At 38.7% G+C, this 18,950-nt stretch carries 13 protein-coding genes; 2 read left to right on the top strand and 11 right to left on the bottom strand.

Annotated features, from left to right (window positions below; all coding sequences use genetic code 11):
• Nucleotide 1: 1 nt before the first annotated feature.
• From ACFINS_RS00905 to ACFINS_RS00895, 3 genes are all read right to left on the bottom strand, one after another.
• Entirely contained in the window at nt 2–340 is a 339-nt protein-coding gene (locus ACFINS_RS00905) for a Na+/H+ antiporter subunit C (RefSeq protein ID WP_375705766.1), read from the bottom strand.
• Nucleotides 340–3,261 carry a monovalent cation/H+ antiporter subunit A gene (locus tag ACFINS_RS00900; protein ID WP_375639901.1) on the bottom strand — a complete coding sequence of 974 codons (2,922 nt, stop codon included), beginning with the start codon at nt 3,259–3,261 and terminating at the stop codon, nt 340–342. Before ACFINS_RS00900 ends, ACFINS_RS00905 begins: the two co-directional genes overlap by 1 nt.
• A gap of 228 nt (nt 3,262–3,489) precedes the next feature.
• Nucleotides 3,490–3,987 (bottom strand): BA14K family protein, encoded by a 498-nt coding sequence (locus ACFINS_RS00895; RefSeq protein ID WP_375705765.1) that lies wholly within the window; start codon nt 3,985–3,987, stop codon nt 3,490–3,492.
• A 167-nt stretch (nt 3,988–4,154) separates the two neighbouring features.
• On the opposite strand from ACFINS_RS00895, the gene ACFINS_RS00890 reads away from it, so the two are divergent.
• Nucleotides 4,155–5,252, top strand: coding sequence for a carboxynorspermidine decarboxylase (locus ACFINS_RS00890; RefSeq protein WP_375620959.1), 1,098 nt, complete (start codon nt 4,155–4,157; stop codon nt 5,250–5,252).
• 54 nt (nt 5,253–5,306) lie between these two features.
• Nucleotides 5,307–6,545, top strand: a complete 1,239-nt coding sequence (locus ACFINS_RS00885) for a saccharopine dehydrogenase NADP-binding domain-containing protein (protein WP_375648908.1) — start codon at nt 5,307–5,309, stop codon at nt 6,543–6,545.
• 1,130 nt (nt 6,546–7,675) lie between these two features.
• Here the strand turns inward: ACFINS_RS00885 and lpdA are convergent.
• The 8 genes from lpdA to ACFINS_RS00845 all read right to left on the bottom strand — a co-directional run bounded on the left by lpdA (nt 7,676) and on the right by ACFINS_RS00845 (nt 18,804).
• Entirely contained in the window at nt 7,676–9,082 is a 1,407-nt protein-coding gene (gene lpdA, locus ACFINS_RS00880; RefSeq protein WP_375705764.1) for a dihydrolipoyl dehydrogenase, read from the bottom strand.
• Nucleotides 9,083–9,113: 31 nt separating this feature from the next.
• Entirely contained in the window at nt 9,114–10,325 is a 1,212-nt protein-coding gene (gene odhB / locus ACFINS_RS00875) for a 2-oxoglutarate dehydrogenase complex dihydrolipoyllysine-residue succinyltransferase (RefSeq protein ID WP_375705763.1), read from the bottom strand.
• 32 nt (nt 10,326–10,357) lie between these two features.
• Nucleotides 10,358–13,357, bottom strand: a complete 3,000-nt coding sequence (locus ACFINS_RS00870) for a 2-oxoglutarate dehydrogenase E1 component (protein ID WP_375611325.1) — start codon at nt 13,355–13,357, stop codon at nt 10,358–10,360.
• A gap of 163 nt (nt 13,358–13,520) precedes the next feature.
• Nucleotides 13,521–14,423: a succinate--CoA ligase subunit alpha gene (gene sucD, locus ACFINS_RS00865; RefSeq protein ID WP_375705762.1), complete on the bottom strand. Its 903-nt coding sequence runs from the start codon at nt 14,421–14,423 to the stop codon at nt 13,521–13,523.
• A 3-nt stretch (nt 14,424–14,426) separates the two neighbouring features.
• Nucleotides 14,427–15,623, bottom strand: a complete 1,197-nt coding sequence (sucC, locus tag ACFINS_RS00860; RefSeq protein ID WP_375611327.1) for an ADP-forming succinate--CoA ligase subunit beta — start codon at nt 15,621–15,623, stop codon at nt 14,427–14,429.
• 86 nt (nt 15,624–15,709) lie between these two features.
• The gene (mdh, locus tag ACFINS_RS00855; protein WP_375611328.1) at nt 15,710–16,672 is read right to left on the bottom strand and encodes a malate dehydrogenase; all 963 of its coding nucleotides are present in this window, start codon (nt 16,670–16,672) and stop codon (nt 15,710–15,712) included.
• Nucleotides 16,673–16,960: 288 nt separating this feature from the next.
• On the bottom strand, nt 16,961–18,160 hold the full coding sequence (zapE, locus tag ACFINS_RS00850; protein ID WP_375611329.1) for a cell division protein ZapE: 1,200 nt from the start codon (nt 18,158–18,160) through the stop codon (nt 16,961–16,963).
• A 98-nt stretch (nt 18,161–18,258) separates the two neighbouring features.
• Nucleotides 18,259–18,804: an AprI/Inh family metalloprotease inhibitor gene (locus tag ACFINS_RS00845; protein WP_375620904.1), complete on the bottom strand. Its 546-nt coding sequence runs from the start codon at nt 18,802–18,804 to the stop codon at nt 18,259–18,261.
• Between the last annotated feature and the right edge of the window lie 146 nt (nt 18,805–18,950).

The raw sequence follows: 18,950 nt of genomic DNA, 5'->3' as shown, positions 1-18,950 counted from the left end.
ATTACACCTCACGTCCATCAACGTGATCAGAACCCGTTAAACCACGTGAAACCAACAAGATAACTAAAAATAAAGCTGTTGTTGCAAAACCAATCACAATCGCAGTTAAAACCAAGGCTTGTGGAAGAGGATCGACATAATTAGCTGGATTAATAACAGTGGTAGGATCAACAATTGGAGCAGCATTACTACGCGGTCTACTCATTGAAAATATAAAAAGATTAACACCATAGGAGATCAAGGACAAACCAAGAATGACTTGAAAAGTACGTGGACGCAAAACAAGCCAAATACCTGATCCGACAAAAACACCGATACCCAAAGAAAGAACAATTTCCATTAATTTTCCTTCTCTTTTAAAATAGGTTTCTTACCGATTCGGTAACTCCGAATTGACTGGTGTGCAAGTGCAATTAAAATGAGAACAGTTGCTCCTAACACAAGAGAAAGCACACCAAAATCAAACAAAAAAGCAGATGCCATGGGAACTTTCCCAATTAACGGAAGATGAATATATCGAAAAAAGGATGTTAAAAAAGGATATCCAAAAAACCAAGAGCCCATCCCCGTTACGACTGACAATAATAAACCAAAGCCTATCCAACGCAAAGGTAAAACTCTCAAATGCGTTTCCACCCACCGAATATCGCGTGCAAGATATTGTAAAATAAATCCTATAGCCAAAGTAATACCACCGACAAATCCACCTCCTGGCAGATCATGCCCTCGCATGAATAAATAAATAGCAAAAGCGATAATAATTGGAAAGAGCCAACCCATAATAACAGCAGGAACAGCTAAATAATTCAATACTGTATCTCCCACATTTCGATTAGGCTGTGCTATATCAAAGGCTTTCTGGATACGTTGTTGAAAAGGCGCATCAATACTCTCAGGCGCAGGACGAAAACGTCGTAAGAGTGCAAAAACAGTAAGGGAAACAACACCCAAAACCACAATTTCTCCCATAGTATCAAAACCACGGAAATCAACCAATAACACATTCACAACATTGCGACCACCAGCATCTGAGTAAGCATGCGTTAGAAAAAAATCAGAAATCGTTGTACCTTGGGGACGTGTCATCACTGCAAAAGAAAGCCATGCTACACCAGCACCTCCTACAAGGGATATGATGAAATCACGGAAACGACGCAAGCGAACCCAAAAATGAACAGCAGCTGGCCCAGGGTCATGCAAACGTTTAGGCAACCACCGTAAACCAAGCAATAATAAAACGACTGTAACAACCTCAACAACCAATTGTGTTATTGCTAAATCAGGAGCAGAAAGCCATAAAAAGGTTGCACAAGTCATCAAACCAGCTCCCCCTAAAAGCATAAGTGAAGCAAGACGATGAAACTTTGCTCGCCAAGCAACTAAAAGCGCACATAATCCGCCAACCAGCCAAAGAGCGAGAAAAGGAATATCAAGTGGAAAAAGCGGTAATGTCCCCACTGGAATGAAACCATCGCACCAAAGTAAAAGACCAACAAAGGCAAAACAGACCCAAAAAATCCAATGCAATTGGATCTGCAAACGGCGTGTTGACAAAGCAGACTCCACCGCACGGGCCCATTTCCAAGAAATAATTACGAGAATGCGTTCAAAAATACGCGGTCCTTTTAAGTGACGGAAAAAAGGAGCCCCATCATCACAGGATAAAAAATAACGATGCCCAACAGCATAGAGCAATCCGCCCCCTAATAATGCAACAAAGCTCATCACTAATGGAGTGTTAAACCCATGCCAAACAGCCAAACTATAAGGAATTGTCATTGGTCCTAAAACAGACACGACCGCATTATCTAAAATAGGTCCTATTGTTAAATTAGGAAAAATACCAACCGCTAAACAAATAAACACCAAAAGCTCCATTGGTAAACGCATGAAATGCGGTGGTTCATGGGGAGTCTTGGGTAAATTGTCAGGCTTTGGTCCTAAAAAAACGCCATGAATAAAGCGTATAGAATAGGTCACACTAAACAGACTAGCTAGCGTTGCCACATAAGGCGCAATCCAATCGAGCCATGATTCCATATGCGTTTCAACAGCTTCAGCAAAAAACATCTCTTTCGATAAAAAACCATTCAACAAAGGAACCCCAGCCATCGCTGCACTCGCAACTAAAGCAAGAGTTGCTGTGATAGGCATAGAACGATAAAGCCCTGACAGTTTACGCATATCACGTGTTCCCGTCTCGTGATCAATAATGCCAGCAGCCATAAATAAAGAAGCTTTAAAAGTAGCATGATTGGCCATATGAAAGATCGCCGCAACACATGCAAGTGGACTACCAAGACTTAAAAGTGTTGTAATTAATCCAAGATGACTAATAGTCGAGTAAGCAAGCAGTCCTTTCAAGTCTTGCTGAAACATGGAAAAATAGGCACCTAGAAGAAGAGTTGAGAGTCCTGAAAAGCCAACCAGCCAAAACCAAGATTCTGTTCCAGAGAGCACAGGCCATAAACGAACAAGCAAAAACAATCCCGCTTTTACCATTGTTGCCGAATGCAAATAAGCCGATACGGGAGTTGGAGCAGCCATCGCGTTAGGTAGCCAAAAATGAAAGGGAAATTGCGCGCTTTTTGTTAACCCTCCCAATAAAATACAAATAAGGATAGGACTATAAAGAGAACTTGACCGGATCATATCTCCAGACTGTAGCACCTTATCCAAATCAAAACTGCCAACAGTATACCCAATCAATAAAACTCCAATAAAAAGAGCAAAGCCGCCAAAACCTGTGATCGTTAGAGCCATACGCGCACCCTCACGCGCACTTGCATTATGGTACCAATAGCCGATCAGCAAAAAAGAAAAAATACTGGTAAGTTCCCAGAAAACAACCAAAAAGACGAGATTACCTGATAAAACTATTCCTATCATTGATCCCATAAAGGCCAAAAAAAAGGAAAAAAAACGCGGTACAGAATCCGCTGGATCTATGTAATAACGTGAATAAATGACAACAAGCAGCCCAATCCCTGTAATAAGCAAGCAAAAAAGCCACGACAAACCATCTATGCGGAGAATCAAATCGCTTCCCCATTCTGGAAGCCAAGAAATATCTAAACGCACTATGTGGTTTCCGCGAACTTCCGGATAAAGCATTATTGCAAAAATAAGACAGAAAAGTGCGACAACCCCAGCAAACCACGCTTCATTATTTTTTGCTGTCGAACGAAAAAAGCCAATGACAGCACTTCCACCAAAGGGAAGCAAAACGAGCAATACCAACATTGCTTCCCGTGTTGTCATTCTTTAAACTCCATTTTACCTTAATATTTTGTCATCGACAAAACAAAAACTTATATTCTCACCCCCATTCCACACTTAATGATAATAAGATTTAATAAAACTTAAAAGCATTTAAAATTTTTAAAAAAACAATGCTTGCATGAAAATACTGCGCACCACACAAGTCTTCTCTTTATTGTAAGAACAATAACGCTCACGACAAGAAGCAATTAAAATTTTATTTAATTTCTATCCTTTAAAAAAGCGTGATAAACACTGCCTACGCCCCCCATGAAAAGGCTGAAAACTATTATCATTTTTATTATAAGAGCGATAACGCGCAAGGCAAGATTCAATATGTTGTTTAAGCATCCATGGCTCTTTTTTTTCTAATTTTTCCGAAGAAGACGTTAAAAACACTTTTTTAGCATCTGGTACAACTTTTAATGATGCGCCTTTTGTGCTTAAGTGCGGTGATGTAATAAATGCCACTTCAGGATACCACCAATTATCACTGTATTTACGATAACCACGCCGATAATGACGATAACCTTTAAAACCATTAAGTTCTCTACGCCCCGTAAAAATCAAAGGCACCGAAATATCTTGGAGAGAGGTCTGAGTAACCAGTTTGGCTTTAGCATCACTCCTATTTTGCCCCCAATTAACAAGAGTGGTTGTTATAATGAAAAAACTGCTAACAAATACAAAAGCTAAAGCATAATATAATTTTTTTTTCATACTCATAACAAAAAACTCAACATAATAAACAACAGTAATTACAGAAAGCCTTTCTCTTGCTGGACAGAAACAGATTCTTTTCTTAAGATTCTTTTTTCTTGAGACATTCTGTTACTCTTTGTACTAAACGTTGATCTTGGTAATAAGATCCTACAAAAAAGAATGAATAAATGATGATAAAAACCCCCTACTATCTTATAGACAAATCGAAACTCATCAAAAACATGCAAACAATTTCTCGTTTACGGGAAATGTCCGGAGCTAAAATTTTACTTGCTTTGAAATGTTTTGCCACATGGAGTGTTTTTGATTTAATGTCTGAGTTCATGGATGGAACCACATCATCATCCCTTTATGAACTGCGTTTAGGAAGAGAAAAATTTGGCAAAGAAACCCATGCTTATTCAGTGGCTTGGGCAGATGATGAAATTGATGAGGCCTGTGGTTATGCAGATAAAATCATCTTTAATTCCATCCAACAGCTTCAACGCTTTTCTGATGCAACAAAAACCATTCAAAGAGGTTTAAGGTTAAACCCAGGAATGAGCGCATCAAATTTTGATCTTGCCAACCCCTCTCGCCCTTTTAGCCGCTTAGGAGAAACAAACCAAAGCGCTATCAAAGAAGTTCTGCCTCTTATCAACGGATTGATGATCCATAACAATTGTGAAAATGCTGATTTTAATCTTTTTAACCAAATGCTTGGGTATATGGAAGAAAAATTTGCAGAACTTTTTTCTGCTGTTGACTGGATAAGCCTTGGCGGTGGAATCCATTTTACGGCTGAAAATTATCCTCTAGAAGCTTTCGCAAAACGCTTAAAACAATTTTCTAAAACTCATGGTGTCACTCTTTTTCTAGAACCAGGAGAAGCTGCTATTACCAAAAGCACCACTTTAGAAGTCAGTGTTCTTGACACATTGTATAATGAAAAGAATCTAGCCATCGTTGATAGCTCAATTGAAGCACATATGCTTGATCTTCTCATTTATCGTGAGAATGCCAAATTAGAACCCAATCAAGGTCCACACGAAATTATGATTTGTGGAAAGTCTTGTCTTGCCGGCGATATTTTTGGAACATTTCAATTTCAAAAACCTCTTAAAATAGGCGATAGACTGTCTTTTCAGGATGCAGCAGGTTATACAATGGTCAAGAAAAACTGGTTTAATGGCGTTACAATGCCTGCTATTGTTCTCAAAGAGTGCGATGGTACATTAACACTTCAACGCCAATTCAGCTATAACGACTATCAGGAAAGCCTTTCATAAAGATAAACCATAAAAAACGTCATACAACAGTATTAAAAAGGAGATGGACCTACAATGAAAAAAAATGTTCTCATTATTGGTGCCGGAGGTGTTGCACAAGTTGTTGCGCATAAATGCGCTCAAAACAACGATATTCTTGGTGAAATTCATATTGCTTCACGAACACTCAAAAAATGTGAGGCCATCATTGCTTCTATTAAAGAAAAAAACACAATGAAAGAACAGGGTGTTTTCAAAAGCCATTCGCTCAATGCCATGAATGTAGAAGAAACTATAAAGCTCATCCAAAAGACCAAATGCGAAATTGTCATTAATGTTGGTTCTGCCTTTCTTAATATGTCTGTTCTTTCAGCTTGTATTGAAACCAAATGCGCTTATATCGATACCGCAATTCATGAAGACCCATTGAAAATTTGTGAAACACCTCCTTGGTATGGCAATTATGAATGGCCTCGACGTCAAGAATGTGAAAAAGCTGGTATAACCGCTATTTTAGGAGCAGGTTTTGACCCAGGTGTAGTGAATTCTTATGCTGCATTAGCGCGCGATGATTATTTTGATAAAATCACAGATATTGATATTATTGATATTAATGCCGGAAATCATGGGCGTTGGTTTGCTACAAATTTTGATCCAGAAATTAACTTCCGTGAATTTACAGGACAAGTATGGTCATGGCAAAATAAAAAATGGACTTCCAATAAAATGTTTGAAATCAGCCATGAATGGGATCTTCCCGTTGTGGGAAAACAAAAAGCCTATATGACAGGACATGATGAAATTCATTCACTTTCCAAAAATCTTGATGTAGAGAATGTCCGTTTCTGGATGGGATTTAGTGATCGTTATATCACTGTTTTTACGGTTCTAAAAAACCTCGGACTCTTATCCGAACAACCAATTAAAACGGCAGAAGGTCAAGAAGTTGTGCCCTTGAAAGTCGTGAAGGCCGTCTTACCCGACCCTTCCTCTCTCGCCCCAGACTACACAGGAAAAACCTGTATCGGAGATCTTATTAAAGGCGAAAAAGATGGAAACTCGAGAGAAATTTTTATCTATAATATAGCCGATCACAAACAAGCTTTTCATGAAACTGGGGCACAAGGCATTTCCTATACAGCTGGCGTACCAGCAGCCGCAACAGCTCTTCTTATTGCCACAGGCGAATGGGATGTTAAAACTATGGTCAATGTAGAAGAATTACCACCCCACCCTTTCCTTAAATATCTTGATCATATGGGGCTTCCCACTTTTATAAGAGAACAACAAGAGGATAAAAAATTACAATTTTAATACCTATAGAAAGCATATAGTTGATTTTTTAAGTTATCACAAAACTGCCCAATGAAAACAAACTTAATATTCTCGTGTAATTATGGTTTTCAAAAAAATTTTAGCTATTCGTTATATTTTGGCAACATTGCGATTTCTTAACAACCCTAAAGAAGAGACATAGCATCTTTTTAAGACATAGCGAGCAATGATCAAGAAAAACAGAGAAGAAAAAACTAATTTAATCACACTGTATAACTTGTCATTATCATCAAAAAGATAGTGTCATAAACAAAAGATATAAAAATACCGCTCTTTTAAAGAAGAGCGGTATTTTGTAGAATATTCAATTCCTCCCCTCTTCATCTTAAATGACAAAGATCCTTAACCTACACCAATCATTAAACAATTCAATTTCTTCGGGTGAATGAATTCCTCTTGGCTTCCCTTTTCATATGATTCATCATCATATATAACATGTTGATTCATAACGCTGAATACTGTAAAATTCTCTTAATCACAAACTCTCTCACATTGAAGCAATTAAAATCTTTTGTCTGCGCATCACAAACAAAGCGAGCGTGTGAGGTAAAATGATAAAAGAACAGAATAAAAATTCTCTTATGAAAACTCTCAAATAATTAAAAGCTTTAGCAATATTGAGAACTGAAAAAGTGTATTATCAATGTCAGCGTGTACTTCTACTAAACATAAAGATGATGGTGCACAATAGGTCTTATAACAGTTTGAATGAATTTCATATATTTCAAGAGAAACTTTACAGCTATACCATTCACGAGCACCATTGCGAAGTAGATTTGGGCATTTTGAGAGATGTCTTCTTAACACAAAGCACGCAGATAGGCTCAGAATCCTATCTTAAATATTTTATAACAGTATAAAAACTACCCCATATATAAAACTTTACATAGACTAAACACCACCGCTCTAAACGATAGTGCACAACAGAATAATCAATCAAAACTGCACAACAGATATCTAAAACAGTAATTATCGAAAAGCATACAACAAACGGAACACTTCAATACAATTGGTTATATTCTTTTTTAAAGTTTTAAAATGTTGTTGCATGCTTCACAAATATTTTCTGCCCCCCCCCGTACTTTTTAAAATTTACTTTTTAAAGCTTTTTAAATATGAAGTGGTTTAGCAAATGTTGCCAAAGCTGCCTCACGCACAGCTTCTGATAAGGTAGGATGTGCATGGCAACAACGTCCCAGATCTTCTGATGAACCACCAAATTCCATTAAAACTGCAATTTCATGGATCATTTCACCAGCACCAAATCCAAGAATATGCCCCCCTAATACCCGATCTGTTTTTTTATCAGAAAGGATTTTAACAAACCCATCACTCTTTTGCATTGCACGTGCACGACCATTGGCCATAAAAGGAAATTTGCCAACATTATATTCAATGCCAGCAGTTTTTAGATCTTCTTCTGTCCTTCCTACACTCGCAATTTCCGGCTGTGTATAAACAACACTAGGAATAACATCAAAATTAACATGCCCTTTTTGACCTGCCAAAATTTCTGCCACAGCAACGCCTTCTTCCTCTGCTTTATGTGCTAGCATTGGCCCTTTTACAACATCACCAATCGCATAAATTCCTGGAACATTCGTCTGCCAATGAGCATCAATTGCAATAAATCCGCGTTCATCTAACTGAATACCAACCTCTTGTAAGCCAAGCCCCTCTGTATAAGGAGAACGTCCAGTAGCAATAAGCACAACATCAGCCTCTAAAGTTTCAGATTCACCACCTTTGACAGATTCAAAGCTCACCTGAGCAGTTGAGCCAGATTGTGTAACAGCTGTCACCTTAGCACCCGTTTTATATTCAATCCCCTGTTTTTCCATTAATTTCTGAAATTGCCGTGAAACTTCACCATCCATTGAGCCCAAAACTTTATTAAGATACTCAATAATGGTCACCTTAGCACCTAAACGGCTCCAAACTGATCCAAGTTCTGAACCAATGACACCAGCACCTACTACAATCATATGCGTTGGTACTTTTTCAAGTGAGAGAGCTCCCGTAGAAGAAACAATAGTCTTTTCATCAATTTCAACATTCACCCCTGGAATGCCTGAACTCTCTGAACCGGTAGCAATAATAATATTTTTTGTTTCAATTGTTTGTTTATTACCATCTCTGGCAACAACTTCCACATGACCCGCACTCAAAATTTTGGCTGTCCCAAAAAAAGTATCAACTTTATTTTTTTTCATCAAAAAAGAAACACCACTCGTATTGGCTGTTACCACAGCTTTCTTATGAACCATCATTTGTTCAAGGTTAAGCTTAGATTTACCAATAGAAATACCAAGCGTTTCAAAACCATGCTGGGTTTCAGAAAACACTTCTGAAGCATGCAACAACGCTTTAGAAGGAATACAACCAACGTTGAGACATGTTCCTCCTAATGTTGTACGCTTTTCAATAATCGCTACTTTAAGTCCCAGTTGTGCCGCCTTTATTGCTGCTACATAACCACCTGGACCCGCTCCGATCACAGCCACATCATAAGACATCCGTTTCTCCTTTCATCCTGAAAACTGTATTTTACAAATCAAGAACAAGGCGTTCCGGATCTTCTAAGCTTTCCTTAACACGCACAAGGAAAGTCACAGCTTCTTGCCCATCCACAATACGGTGATCATAAGAAAGCGCTAAATACATCATGGGACGAATCACAACTTGTCCCTCAACAACCATTGCTCGCTCTTTAATCGCATGCATTCCCAAAATACCAGATTGTGGTGCATTCAAAATCGGTGTTGACATCAACGATCCATACACACCACCATTTGTAATGGTAAAAGTTCCGCCCTGCATATCAGAAACGGCTAATTTTCCATCACGCGCAAGACGTCCCAAACGACCAATCTCTTTTTCAATCTCTGCCAATGACATTTGATCTGCATCTCGCACTACTGGAACAACAAGCCCTTTATCCGTTCCAACAGCAATTCCAACATTGACATAGCTTTTATAAACAATATCTGTCCCATCAATCTCTGCATTAACAGCAGGAAGTTCTTTTAATGCATGACAAACAGCCTTGGTAAAAAAACCCATAAAACCAAGCTTAACGCCATGTTTCTTTTCAAAAAGATCCTTATAACGCTTGCGCAAATCCATCACCGCTGACATATCAACCTCATTAAATGTGGTTAACATTGCTGCTACATTTTGTGCATCTTTAAGACGGCGAGCAATTGTTTGACGCAATTTCGTCATACGAACCCGCTCTTCACGTGTTTCTTGGACAGGAGGTGCCGAAGAACTCGCCGCAGAAGAAGAGGGTGTAGGGGCATTTGTACTTTGTTTTAATCCACCAAGAACATCTTCTTTAAGAATTTGTCCACGTTTTCCAGAACCTGAAATATCGCTTTTTGCAACATTATTTTCAGCCATCAATTTTGCTGCTGAAGGAGAAGGAGGCATTGCACTGCTCAAAGCAGGCTTCTCCGATTCAGATGAAGCCGCTGGAACAAGTGTAGCAGAAGGTGAAAGTGATTGGGAGATACCAGCTTCTCCAGCTTTCACCACTCCTAAAAGAGCATTTACTTCAACCGTATCGCCTTCTTTTGCAATGATTTCAGATAATTTCCCAGCAACAGGAGAAGGAACTTCAACGGTTACCTTATCAGTTTCTAATTCAACCAAAGGCTCATCCATAGCGACAGCTTCGCCAAGTTTTTTAAACCATTTGCCAACCGTTGCTTCGGTAACCGATTCGCCCAAAGTAGGAACACGAATTTCAGTAGTCATAATATTTTTCCATACATCAGAGTAGTAATAAATTAAGAACCTAACGCGTCTTTAAGAAACGCAGCCAGTTGTTCAAGGTGTTTCACCATCAACCCAGAGGCCGGTGACGCACTCGCGGGACGTCCTGCATAACGAGCACGTGAATATTGCGCATTAATATGCGTCAAAACCCATTCCAAATAAGGCTCAATAAATGACCAAGCCCCCATGTTTTTTGGTTCCTCTTGGCACCAAAAAACTTCCGCCTGCAAAAAGCGCGATAACACATTCACCAAAACTTTTGCAGGGAAAGGATAAAGCTGTTCAACACGAAGGAGGTAAACATCATCAATACCCCTTTTTTCACGTTCTTCATAAAGATCGTAATAAACCTTACCAGTACAAAGAACGACACGGCGAATCTTATTATCTTTTTGCAACTTAATGACAGAATCTTTGAGACATTCTGCATCATCAAGCAACACACGACAGAAACTTGTTTCTGGCCCCATTTCATTGAGAAGAGAAACAGCTCGCTTATGACGTAAAAGTGATTTCGGTGTCATCAAAATCAATGGCTTCCGGAAATCACGCTTAATTTGTCGACGCAAAATATGAAAATAATTTGCAGGGGTTGTACAATTAGCAACCTGCATATTATCTTCCGCACAAAGTTGAAGAAACCGTTCTAAACGTGCAGAAGAATGCTCCGGCCCTTGCCCTTCAAAACCATGAGGCAATAAACACACAAGACCAGACATACGAAGCCACTTACGCTCTGCAGATGAAATAAATTGATCAAAAATGACCTGTGCACCATTAGAGAAATCACCAAATTGTGCTTCCCAAAGTGTTAATCCTCGTGGTTCAGCAAGAGAATATCCATATTCAAAACCAAGAACAGCTTCTTCAGAAAGCATAGAATTAACAACGTCATAAAGCGCTTGCCCCTTTTGTAAATGATTCAAAGGAATATAACGCGCCTCATTTTCTTGGTCATAAAGAACTGAATGACGTTGTGAAAAAGTTCCCCGTTCAACATCTTCACCGGAAAGACGAACCGGTGCTCCTTCCAAACAAAGTGAACCAAAAGCTAAAGCTTCAGCAGTTGCCCAGTCAACACCCTCACCGGTTTCAAAAATTTTAGCACGATTATTTAAAAAACGTTGAATGGTTTTGTGAACGTGAAAATCTGCCGGAATTTCAACAATTTTCTGACCAATTTCCTTTAAAGTTTTTAATTCAACACCAGTTGTTCTAGAATGCTGCTCATCAGAACTACTAAAAGCTTTGAGTCCCGTCCAGCTTCCATCAAGCCAATCAGCCTTATTAGGTTTATAAGAAGCACTTGCTTCAAGTTCACCTTCAAGCTTATCGCGCCATAATTTTTTTTGTTGCTCAATTTCTTCTGAAGTAACCATTCCTTCTGCTACTAATTGGTCACTATAAAGTTGAAGTGTTGTTTTATGATTACGTATTGCTTTATACATAAGCGGCTGCGTAAAGGAAGGTTCATCACCTTCATTATGCCCATAACGGCGATAACAAAACATATCAATAACCACTGGTTTATGGAAAATTTGGCGAAACTCTGTTGCTATTTTGGCAACAAAAACAACTGCCTCAGGATCATCACCATTCACATGGAAAATTGGTGCGTCAATCATTTTTGCGACATCTGATGGATAAGGCGAAGAACGTGAAAAACGTGGAGATGTTGTAAAACCAATCTGGTTATTGATAATAACATGAAGTGAGCCTGCAACACGATAACCTTTAAGACCTGAAAGACCAAAAGTTTCTTGGATAACGCCTTGTCCTGCAAAAGCGGCATCACCATGAATAAGCAATGGCATCACTTTTGAACGCTCACTTAATGGGAGTAAATCAGTATGCGCAGGTCCCATAAGTTGATCTTGTTTAGCACGTGCTTTTCCCATAACAACCGGATCAACAATCTCAAGATGAGATGGATTGGCCAACAGCGATAAATGAACTTTTTTACCATCAAAGTCCAGATCAGCGGTAGTTCCCAAATGATATTTAACATCACCGGATCCCTCCACATCATCAGGCTTGTAAGATCCCCCTTTGAATTCATGAAAAATAGCCCTATGCGGTTTGGCAAGAACTTGTGAAAGAACATTTAAACGACCACGATGTGCCATTCCTAAAATAACTTCCCTAACCCCCAAAGCACTACCACATTTGATAATCTGTTCAAGAGCGGGAATCAGCGCCTCACCACCATCGAGTCCAAAACGCTTTGTACCTTTATATTTAGTGTCTAAAAACTGTTCGAATCCCTCTGCCTGAATAAGCTTATTCAGAATAGCTTTCTTGTCTTGTTGTGTGAAAGAATTTTTTTTATCTCGCCCTTCAATGCGTTCTTGAAGCCATACTTTCTGAACCGGATCAGAAACATGCATATATTCCACACCGATTGTTGAACAATAGGTACGATTGAGAATCTCAAGCATTTGCGGAATAGTTGCATATTCCAACCCTAAAACATTATCAATAAAAATGGGACGCTCGTAATCAGCTGGAGTAAAACCATAAGCTTCTGGAGAAAGTTCCTTATAATCTTCTTGTTTTTCGGCCAATTGAAGAGGGTCAAGCTGCGCATGAAGATGTCCCCGTTCTCGAAACGCACGAATCATCATAATTGCATGAACGGAATCACGTGTTGCACGAATAATATCTTGTTTACTGGAAGTTTTTCCCTTTTGTGCAGCACCTGTTATTGCTTTTTCCTTTAATTTATCGCCAAGATATTTTTCAAGAGAAGACCAATCACCATCAAGAGCAGAAACCAATTCACCCTCTGCTTTTAATGGCCAATGATCACGCTGCCATGTTGCTCCTTCAGCATTTTTAAGAACATCTTCTTTATTATCATGAAGTCCTTCAAAAAAAGCACGCCACTGTGAATCAACACTGGTAGGATCTTTTTCATATTGAGCATAAAGTTGATCTATATAATCCGCATTCCCACCATAAAGAAATGATGTCTGTGCAAAAAGGCTATTTATTTCGTCCTGCCTTGCCATATACTTCTCCGGAACATTTATTCCGTCTCCTTATATCTCTTTTTGACCTTTAAATGCTTACAAACAAGCAGTGATTCGAACATTCAAAAAAGTTTTACCTTTTTATACTCAAGCTTTTTCACCTGAATCTAAGAACCTTTTCTTATTCAGGTGAAACTTTCTTTTAGCCTTTCAAAACTGACATCAAAGTCTTACCTATCTGTGATGGCGAAGAAGACACACGAATCCCTGCTGATTCCATTGCCTCAATTTTATCTTCTGCTCCACCTTTACCACCAGAAATAACAGCACCAGCATGTCCCATTGTACGTCCTGGAGGAGCCGTACGGCCAGCAATAAAGCCAACAACTGGCTTTTTACGACCTTTTCTTGCTTCATCTTGCAAAAACTGTGCTGCTTCTTCTTCAGCAGAACCACCAATCTCACCAATCATAACAATAGACTCGGTTTCATCATCCGCTAAAAACATTTCCAACACATCAATAAATTCAGTGCCCTTAACAGGATCGCCACCAATCCCTATAGCAGTCGTTTGTCCGAGACCTTCCTGACTCGTTTGAAAAACGGCTTCATAAGTTAAAGTTCCCGACCTCGAGACAACCCCAACAGAACCTTTTCTAAAAATAGAACCAGGCATAATACCAATTTTACATTCATTTGGTGTAAGAATACCGGGACAATTAGGACCAATAAGACGAGACTTTGAGTTTTCTAATCGCGCCTTCACTTTAACCATATCCATAACGGGAATACCTTCCGTAATACAGATAATTAAACGAATTTCAGCTTCAATAGCCTCTATAATAGCTGCCGCAGCCCCTACAGGAGGAACATAAATAACGGAAGCATCCGCGCCTGTTTTTTCTTTTGCTTCTGCAACATTAGCAAAGATAGGAAGAGTTTCACCTTTTGAACCTTCCCATGTTTCTCCACCCTTTTTAGGATTAACGCCACCAACCATTTGCGTACCATGATAAGCAAGCGCCTGTTCTGTATGAAATGTTCCTGTTTTTCCTGTAAGCCCTTGAACTAGAACTTTTGTCTCTTTATTCACAAGAATCGACATAGCTTAAGCTCCCTTCACGGCTGCAACAATTTTTTGGGCAGCATCATCTAAATCATCAGCAGGAATAACATTCAAACCACTCTCATTAATAATTGCTTTACCCTGCTCAACATTAGTGCCTTCAAGACGAACAACCAAGGGAACTTTTAAACCAACCTCACGAACAGCAGCAACCACACCTTCAGCAATGACATCACAACGCATAATACCACCAAAAATGTTAACCAAAATGCCCTTAACATTTGGATCGGCCGTAATAATCTTAAAAGCAGCTGTCACCTTTTCTTTTGATGCTCCACCACCAACATCCAAAAAATTCGCTGGCTCTGCTCCATAAAGCTTAATGATATCCATTGTTGCCATAGCAAGCCCAGCACCATTAACCATGCAACCAATCGTACCCTCAAGAGCAACATAAGCAAGATCATGCTTTGATGCTTCTATTTCCTTTGGATCTTCCTCTGAAAGATCGCGCAATTCTAAAATATCTGGATGACGAAACAGAGCATTATTATCAAAAGAAACTTTCGCATCAAGAACACGCAAATGACCATCTTTCATCACAATAAGCGGATTGATTTCTAAAAGGCTCATATCTTTTTCACAAAATGCCTTATAGAGAATCGGAAAAAGTTTTTCACCATCTTCTCGCGCACTACTTTGTAGTTTCAACGCATCACAAAGTCTTGCACAATCAGCAGAAGTAACACCCTCTCCAGCATCAATGGGAAGCGTGAATATTTTTTCTGGTGTCTCTTCAGCAACCGTTTCAATATCCATTCCCCCTTCTGTTGAAACAACAAAAGCAATTCGACCAACGCTACGATCAACCAAAAGTGAAAGATAAAGCTCTCGTTCAATATCGGCACCATCCTCAATGTAAAGGCGGTTGACCTGCTTACCTTCTGGACCAGTTTGTTTAGTTACCAAAGTTTTTCCAAGCATTTCTTGAACATTTGCGACAACTTCTTCAACAGATTGTGCAAGCCGAACACCACCCTTTGCATCAGGACCAAGTTCTTTAAACTTACCCTTACCACGACCACCAGCGTGTATCTGACTTTTAACCACATAGAGAGGTCCGGGCAATTTTTCCGCCCATTTTTCAGCTTGCTCTACAGAATAAACAGCGACACCATTTGCAATTGGTGCTCCATATTCATGAAGCAGACGTTTGGCCTGATACTCATGGATATTCATGCATTTGTCCTTTTCTTTTATGGATCTTATTAATCCTAAAGTTTTAATATTCTATACTTATTTTAATGAATTAAACCTTGTTCAATTTACTTGAGACTAGGTACAAGAGCAATACAAGCTTCACAAAGCTTTTTAACCGCATTTACTGAATGATCAAAAGCACCTCTTTCTTCCTTATCAAGATCAATTTCAATGACTCGTTCAACACCACCTGCACCAAGTACAACAGGAACACCAACGTAGGTATCATTAACCCCATATTCTCCTGAAAGATAAGCTGCAACAGGCACAACACGCTTAGTGTCCTTTAGATAAGCCTCAGCCATAGAAACAGCAGAAGCTGCTGGTGCATAATAAGCAGAACCTGTTTTTAACAAACCAACAATTTCTGCACCGCCATCACGGGTACGCTGGATAATTTGATCAATTCTTTCCTGTGTTGTCCAGCCCATCTTTACAAGATCAGGCAAAGAAATACCACCAACCGTTGAATAACGCACGAGAGGAACCATTGTATCACCGTGGCCCCCTAAAACAAACGCTGTCACATCTTTAATAGAGACCTTAAATTCTTCAGATAAGAAATGACGAAAACGCGCTGAATCAAGAACACCAGCCATCCCAACCACTTTATGTGTAGGGAGACCTGAAAATTTCTGCAATGCCCACACCATCGCATCAAGGGGATTGGTAATACAAATAACAAACGCTGAAGAAGCGTATTTTTTAATTCCAGCTCCAACTTGTTCCATAACCTTTAAATTAATGCCCAAAAGTTCATCACGGCTCATACCAGGTTTTCGCGCAACGCCTGCTGTTACAATAACAACATCAGCACCTTCAATTGCTTCATAAGCATTAGCACCTTTTAGACTGATATCAAAACCATCAACGGGAGAAGATTCGGCTATATCTAGAGCCTTACCTTGTGGCACACCTTCTGTAATATCAAATAAGACCACATCAGCAAGCTCTTTAAGCCCAATAATATGTGCTAAAGTACCACCAATCATACCTGAACCAATGAGAGCTATTTTTTTCCGTGCCATTTTATTTTTTCCTAACTTTTAGATAATTCAGCGCACACCCATCAGCGTCCGTATACTGAATATTTTTGACTTCAACCATATTCAAACAATATCATAAAAAGGAGTAAAGAAATGAAATTTACAAATTTATCTCCTTACAGAAACAACAACCCTCCGCTGAAACAACTATTAGAAAATTATCACGATGTATCGATAAAGTGAATTTAAAAAAAATACAACAGAATTATTATATTTCTTTAATTTCAAAAAGTTATTGTTTTGACAGTTTACGTAAAGGTAAAAGTATAATCAATGCTTCTTCTTCAAAAGAAAATGTTCTTCCCAAAGTTTTAAATAATCGTAGCTTTGCATTTCGAAAAGACGTGATTGTGTTCTTTGAAATTCAAATGTTTCCGTAATCTGCGCATGCCCTTTATACAAATCCCCTACCCCTGCGGCTGCCGACATAAACAACCGTATATGCCGCTCATAAAGAATATCAATAAGCAAAATAAACCGTTTTGTTTCATTGCGACATGTATCATCCATGACCGGTACATTATCAATAAAAATCGTATGATAATGCTCTCCTAATAACAAATATTCAGCCGCGGCCAAAGGCTTTGCACATAAATCCCCATAATCAAAACGAGCACATCCTGCACCAAAGCGCGGAATAGGAATAAAGCGCCCTTTTATAGAAAGCTCATCAGACATCTCCTTATGTCCTTGCAATACAAGTGCCCATGCTTGATCCATATATTCATTTGCTTGGACCCCCAACGGCGATACATACATCTGTTGTAGATTTGATTTTTCAAGGCGATAATCTGTTTTTGCATCAAGATTAACAACACGAACATATGCTTTCAAAACTTGAATAAAAGGCAAAAAGAGCTCACGATTCAAACCGTTACAATAAAGGTTATCCGGCGCCACATTTGAAGTCGCAATAAAGAAAATTCCTTTATCAAACAGAGCAGAAATAAGCCGCCCCAATACCATAGCATCAGCAATATCCGTTACACTAAACTCATCAAAACAAAGTACTTTTGCTTCTCGTACAAGATCTTCAGCAACAGCTAAAATAGGATTATCTTGTTTAAATTTTGTACACCCAGATGCTTGACGATAAGAATTAATACGCTCATGCACATCAGCCATAAAATCATTAAAATGGGCACGCTTTTTATGACCTTTAGGCAAACAAGAAAAGAACAAATCCATCAGCATGGTTTTGCCCCGTCCTACTTCACCATAAATATACAGTCCCTGAAAAAAACCTGTTTCATCTCCTTGTTTTACAACGCAAGAAATATTTTGTTTTTTCCTTTTAAATATTCTGTTAAAGAAAGAGCAAAATATCCAAGGCAAAGAATGAGAGATATTTTGTTCCGCAATTTTTTTTAATAAATGATCAAAATATTCTGTTATAGCTAATTGAGCGGGATCAAAACAAACCTCTCCTTTAGCGACAAGCTCCTTATAACGTGTTGAAACGAGAATCATCCAAAAAGCCTTTTTCAAACTGATCTCAATGAAAAATACAAATACTTTTCAAGAATCTGTCCGTCTAGTTTAGTTTATCATAAACGATCAAAAATGATTTAACGACTTAAAATAACGGGATGATCATCAAGTGTACGTCCCTCAAAACGATCAACATTTGAAGAATAAAGAACGAGGATAACACGTCCAGAGTTATTATAAAAATATAATCTTTTTCCTTTAACAGCCCACGATCTCACTTGGGAAGCAATTCCTGGACAGTGTAAAGGACCAGCACGGTACCCTTGTCCAAACTTTGTTTGTGGAGTTGCAATCCGGCAAACTTTTCCTCCCATAGAAAGATTCCATACCCCAGCAACACTTGCAGGAAATAAATCAGTGGCATTACTTGGCAATTCGAGACTAGCCATTCGTCCATCGCTCTGAGAATCTCCTTTTTCATACATCGGAGCATTTGCATCTTCAGATATCGACGAAGAAGTAGACGACAGATCAGACGCTTCTAATATTGTCATTTGTTGAGATGGATAAAAAACTTCTAATGCGTTACCATCGTCATTACCATCAAACCGTGTTGTTGAACATCCCCCTAAAAACATTACAGTTGATAGTGCAACGAAAAACGAAACTTTTGAAAACGCCATGTCTGTACTCTCTCCCACGACAATAAATAAGTTCACAAAAAAATTAAGCGAATATTTGTTATAGTTACAAAGATAAATTAACAAATTAAAAAAAACAGGTTAAAATCACTTATTTTAAAAGAAATAATTTATGTACCCAATTTTAT

Source organism: Bartonella sp. AA2SXKL (assembly GCF_042197205.1).
Classification (GTDB): Bacteria; Pseudomonadota; Alphaproteobacteria; order Rhizobiales; family Rhizobiaceae; genus Bartonella.
Note: the sequence above shows the minus strand (reverse complement) of the source record. Positions and strands in the feature narration are given on the sequence as shown.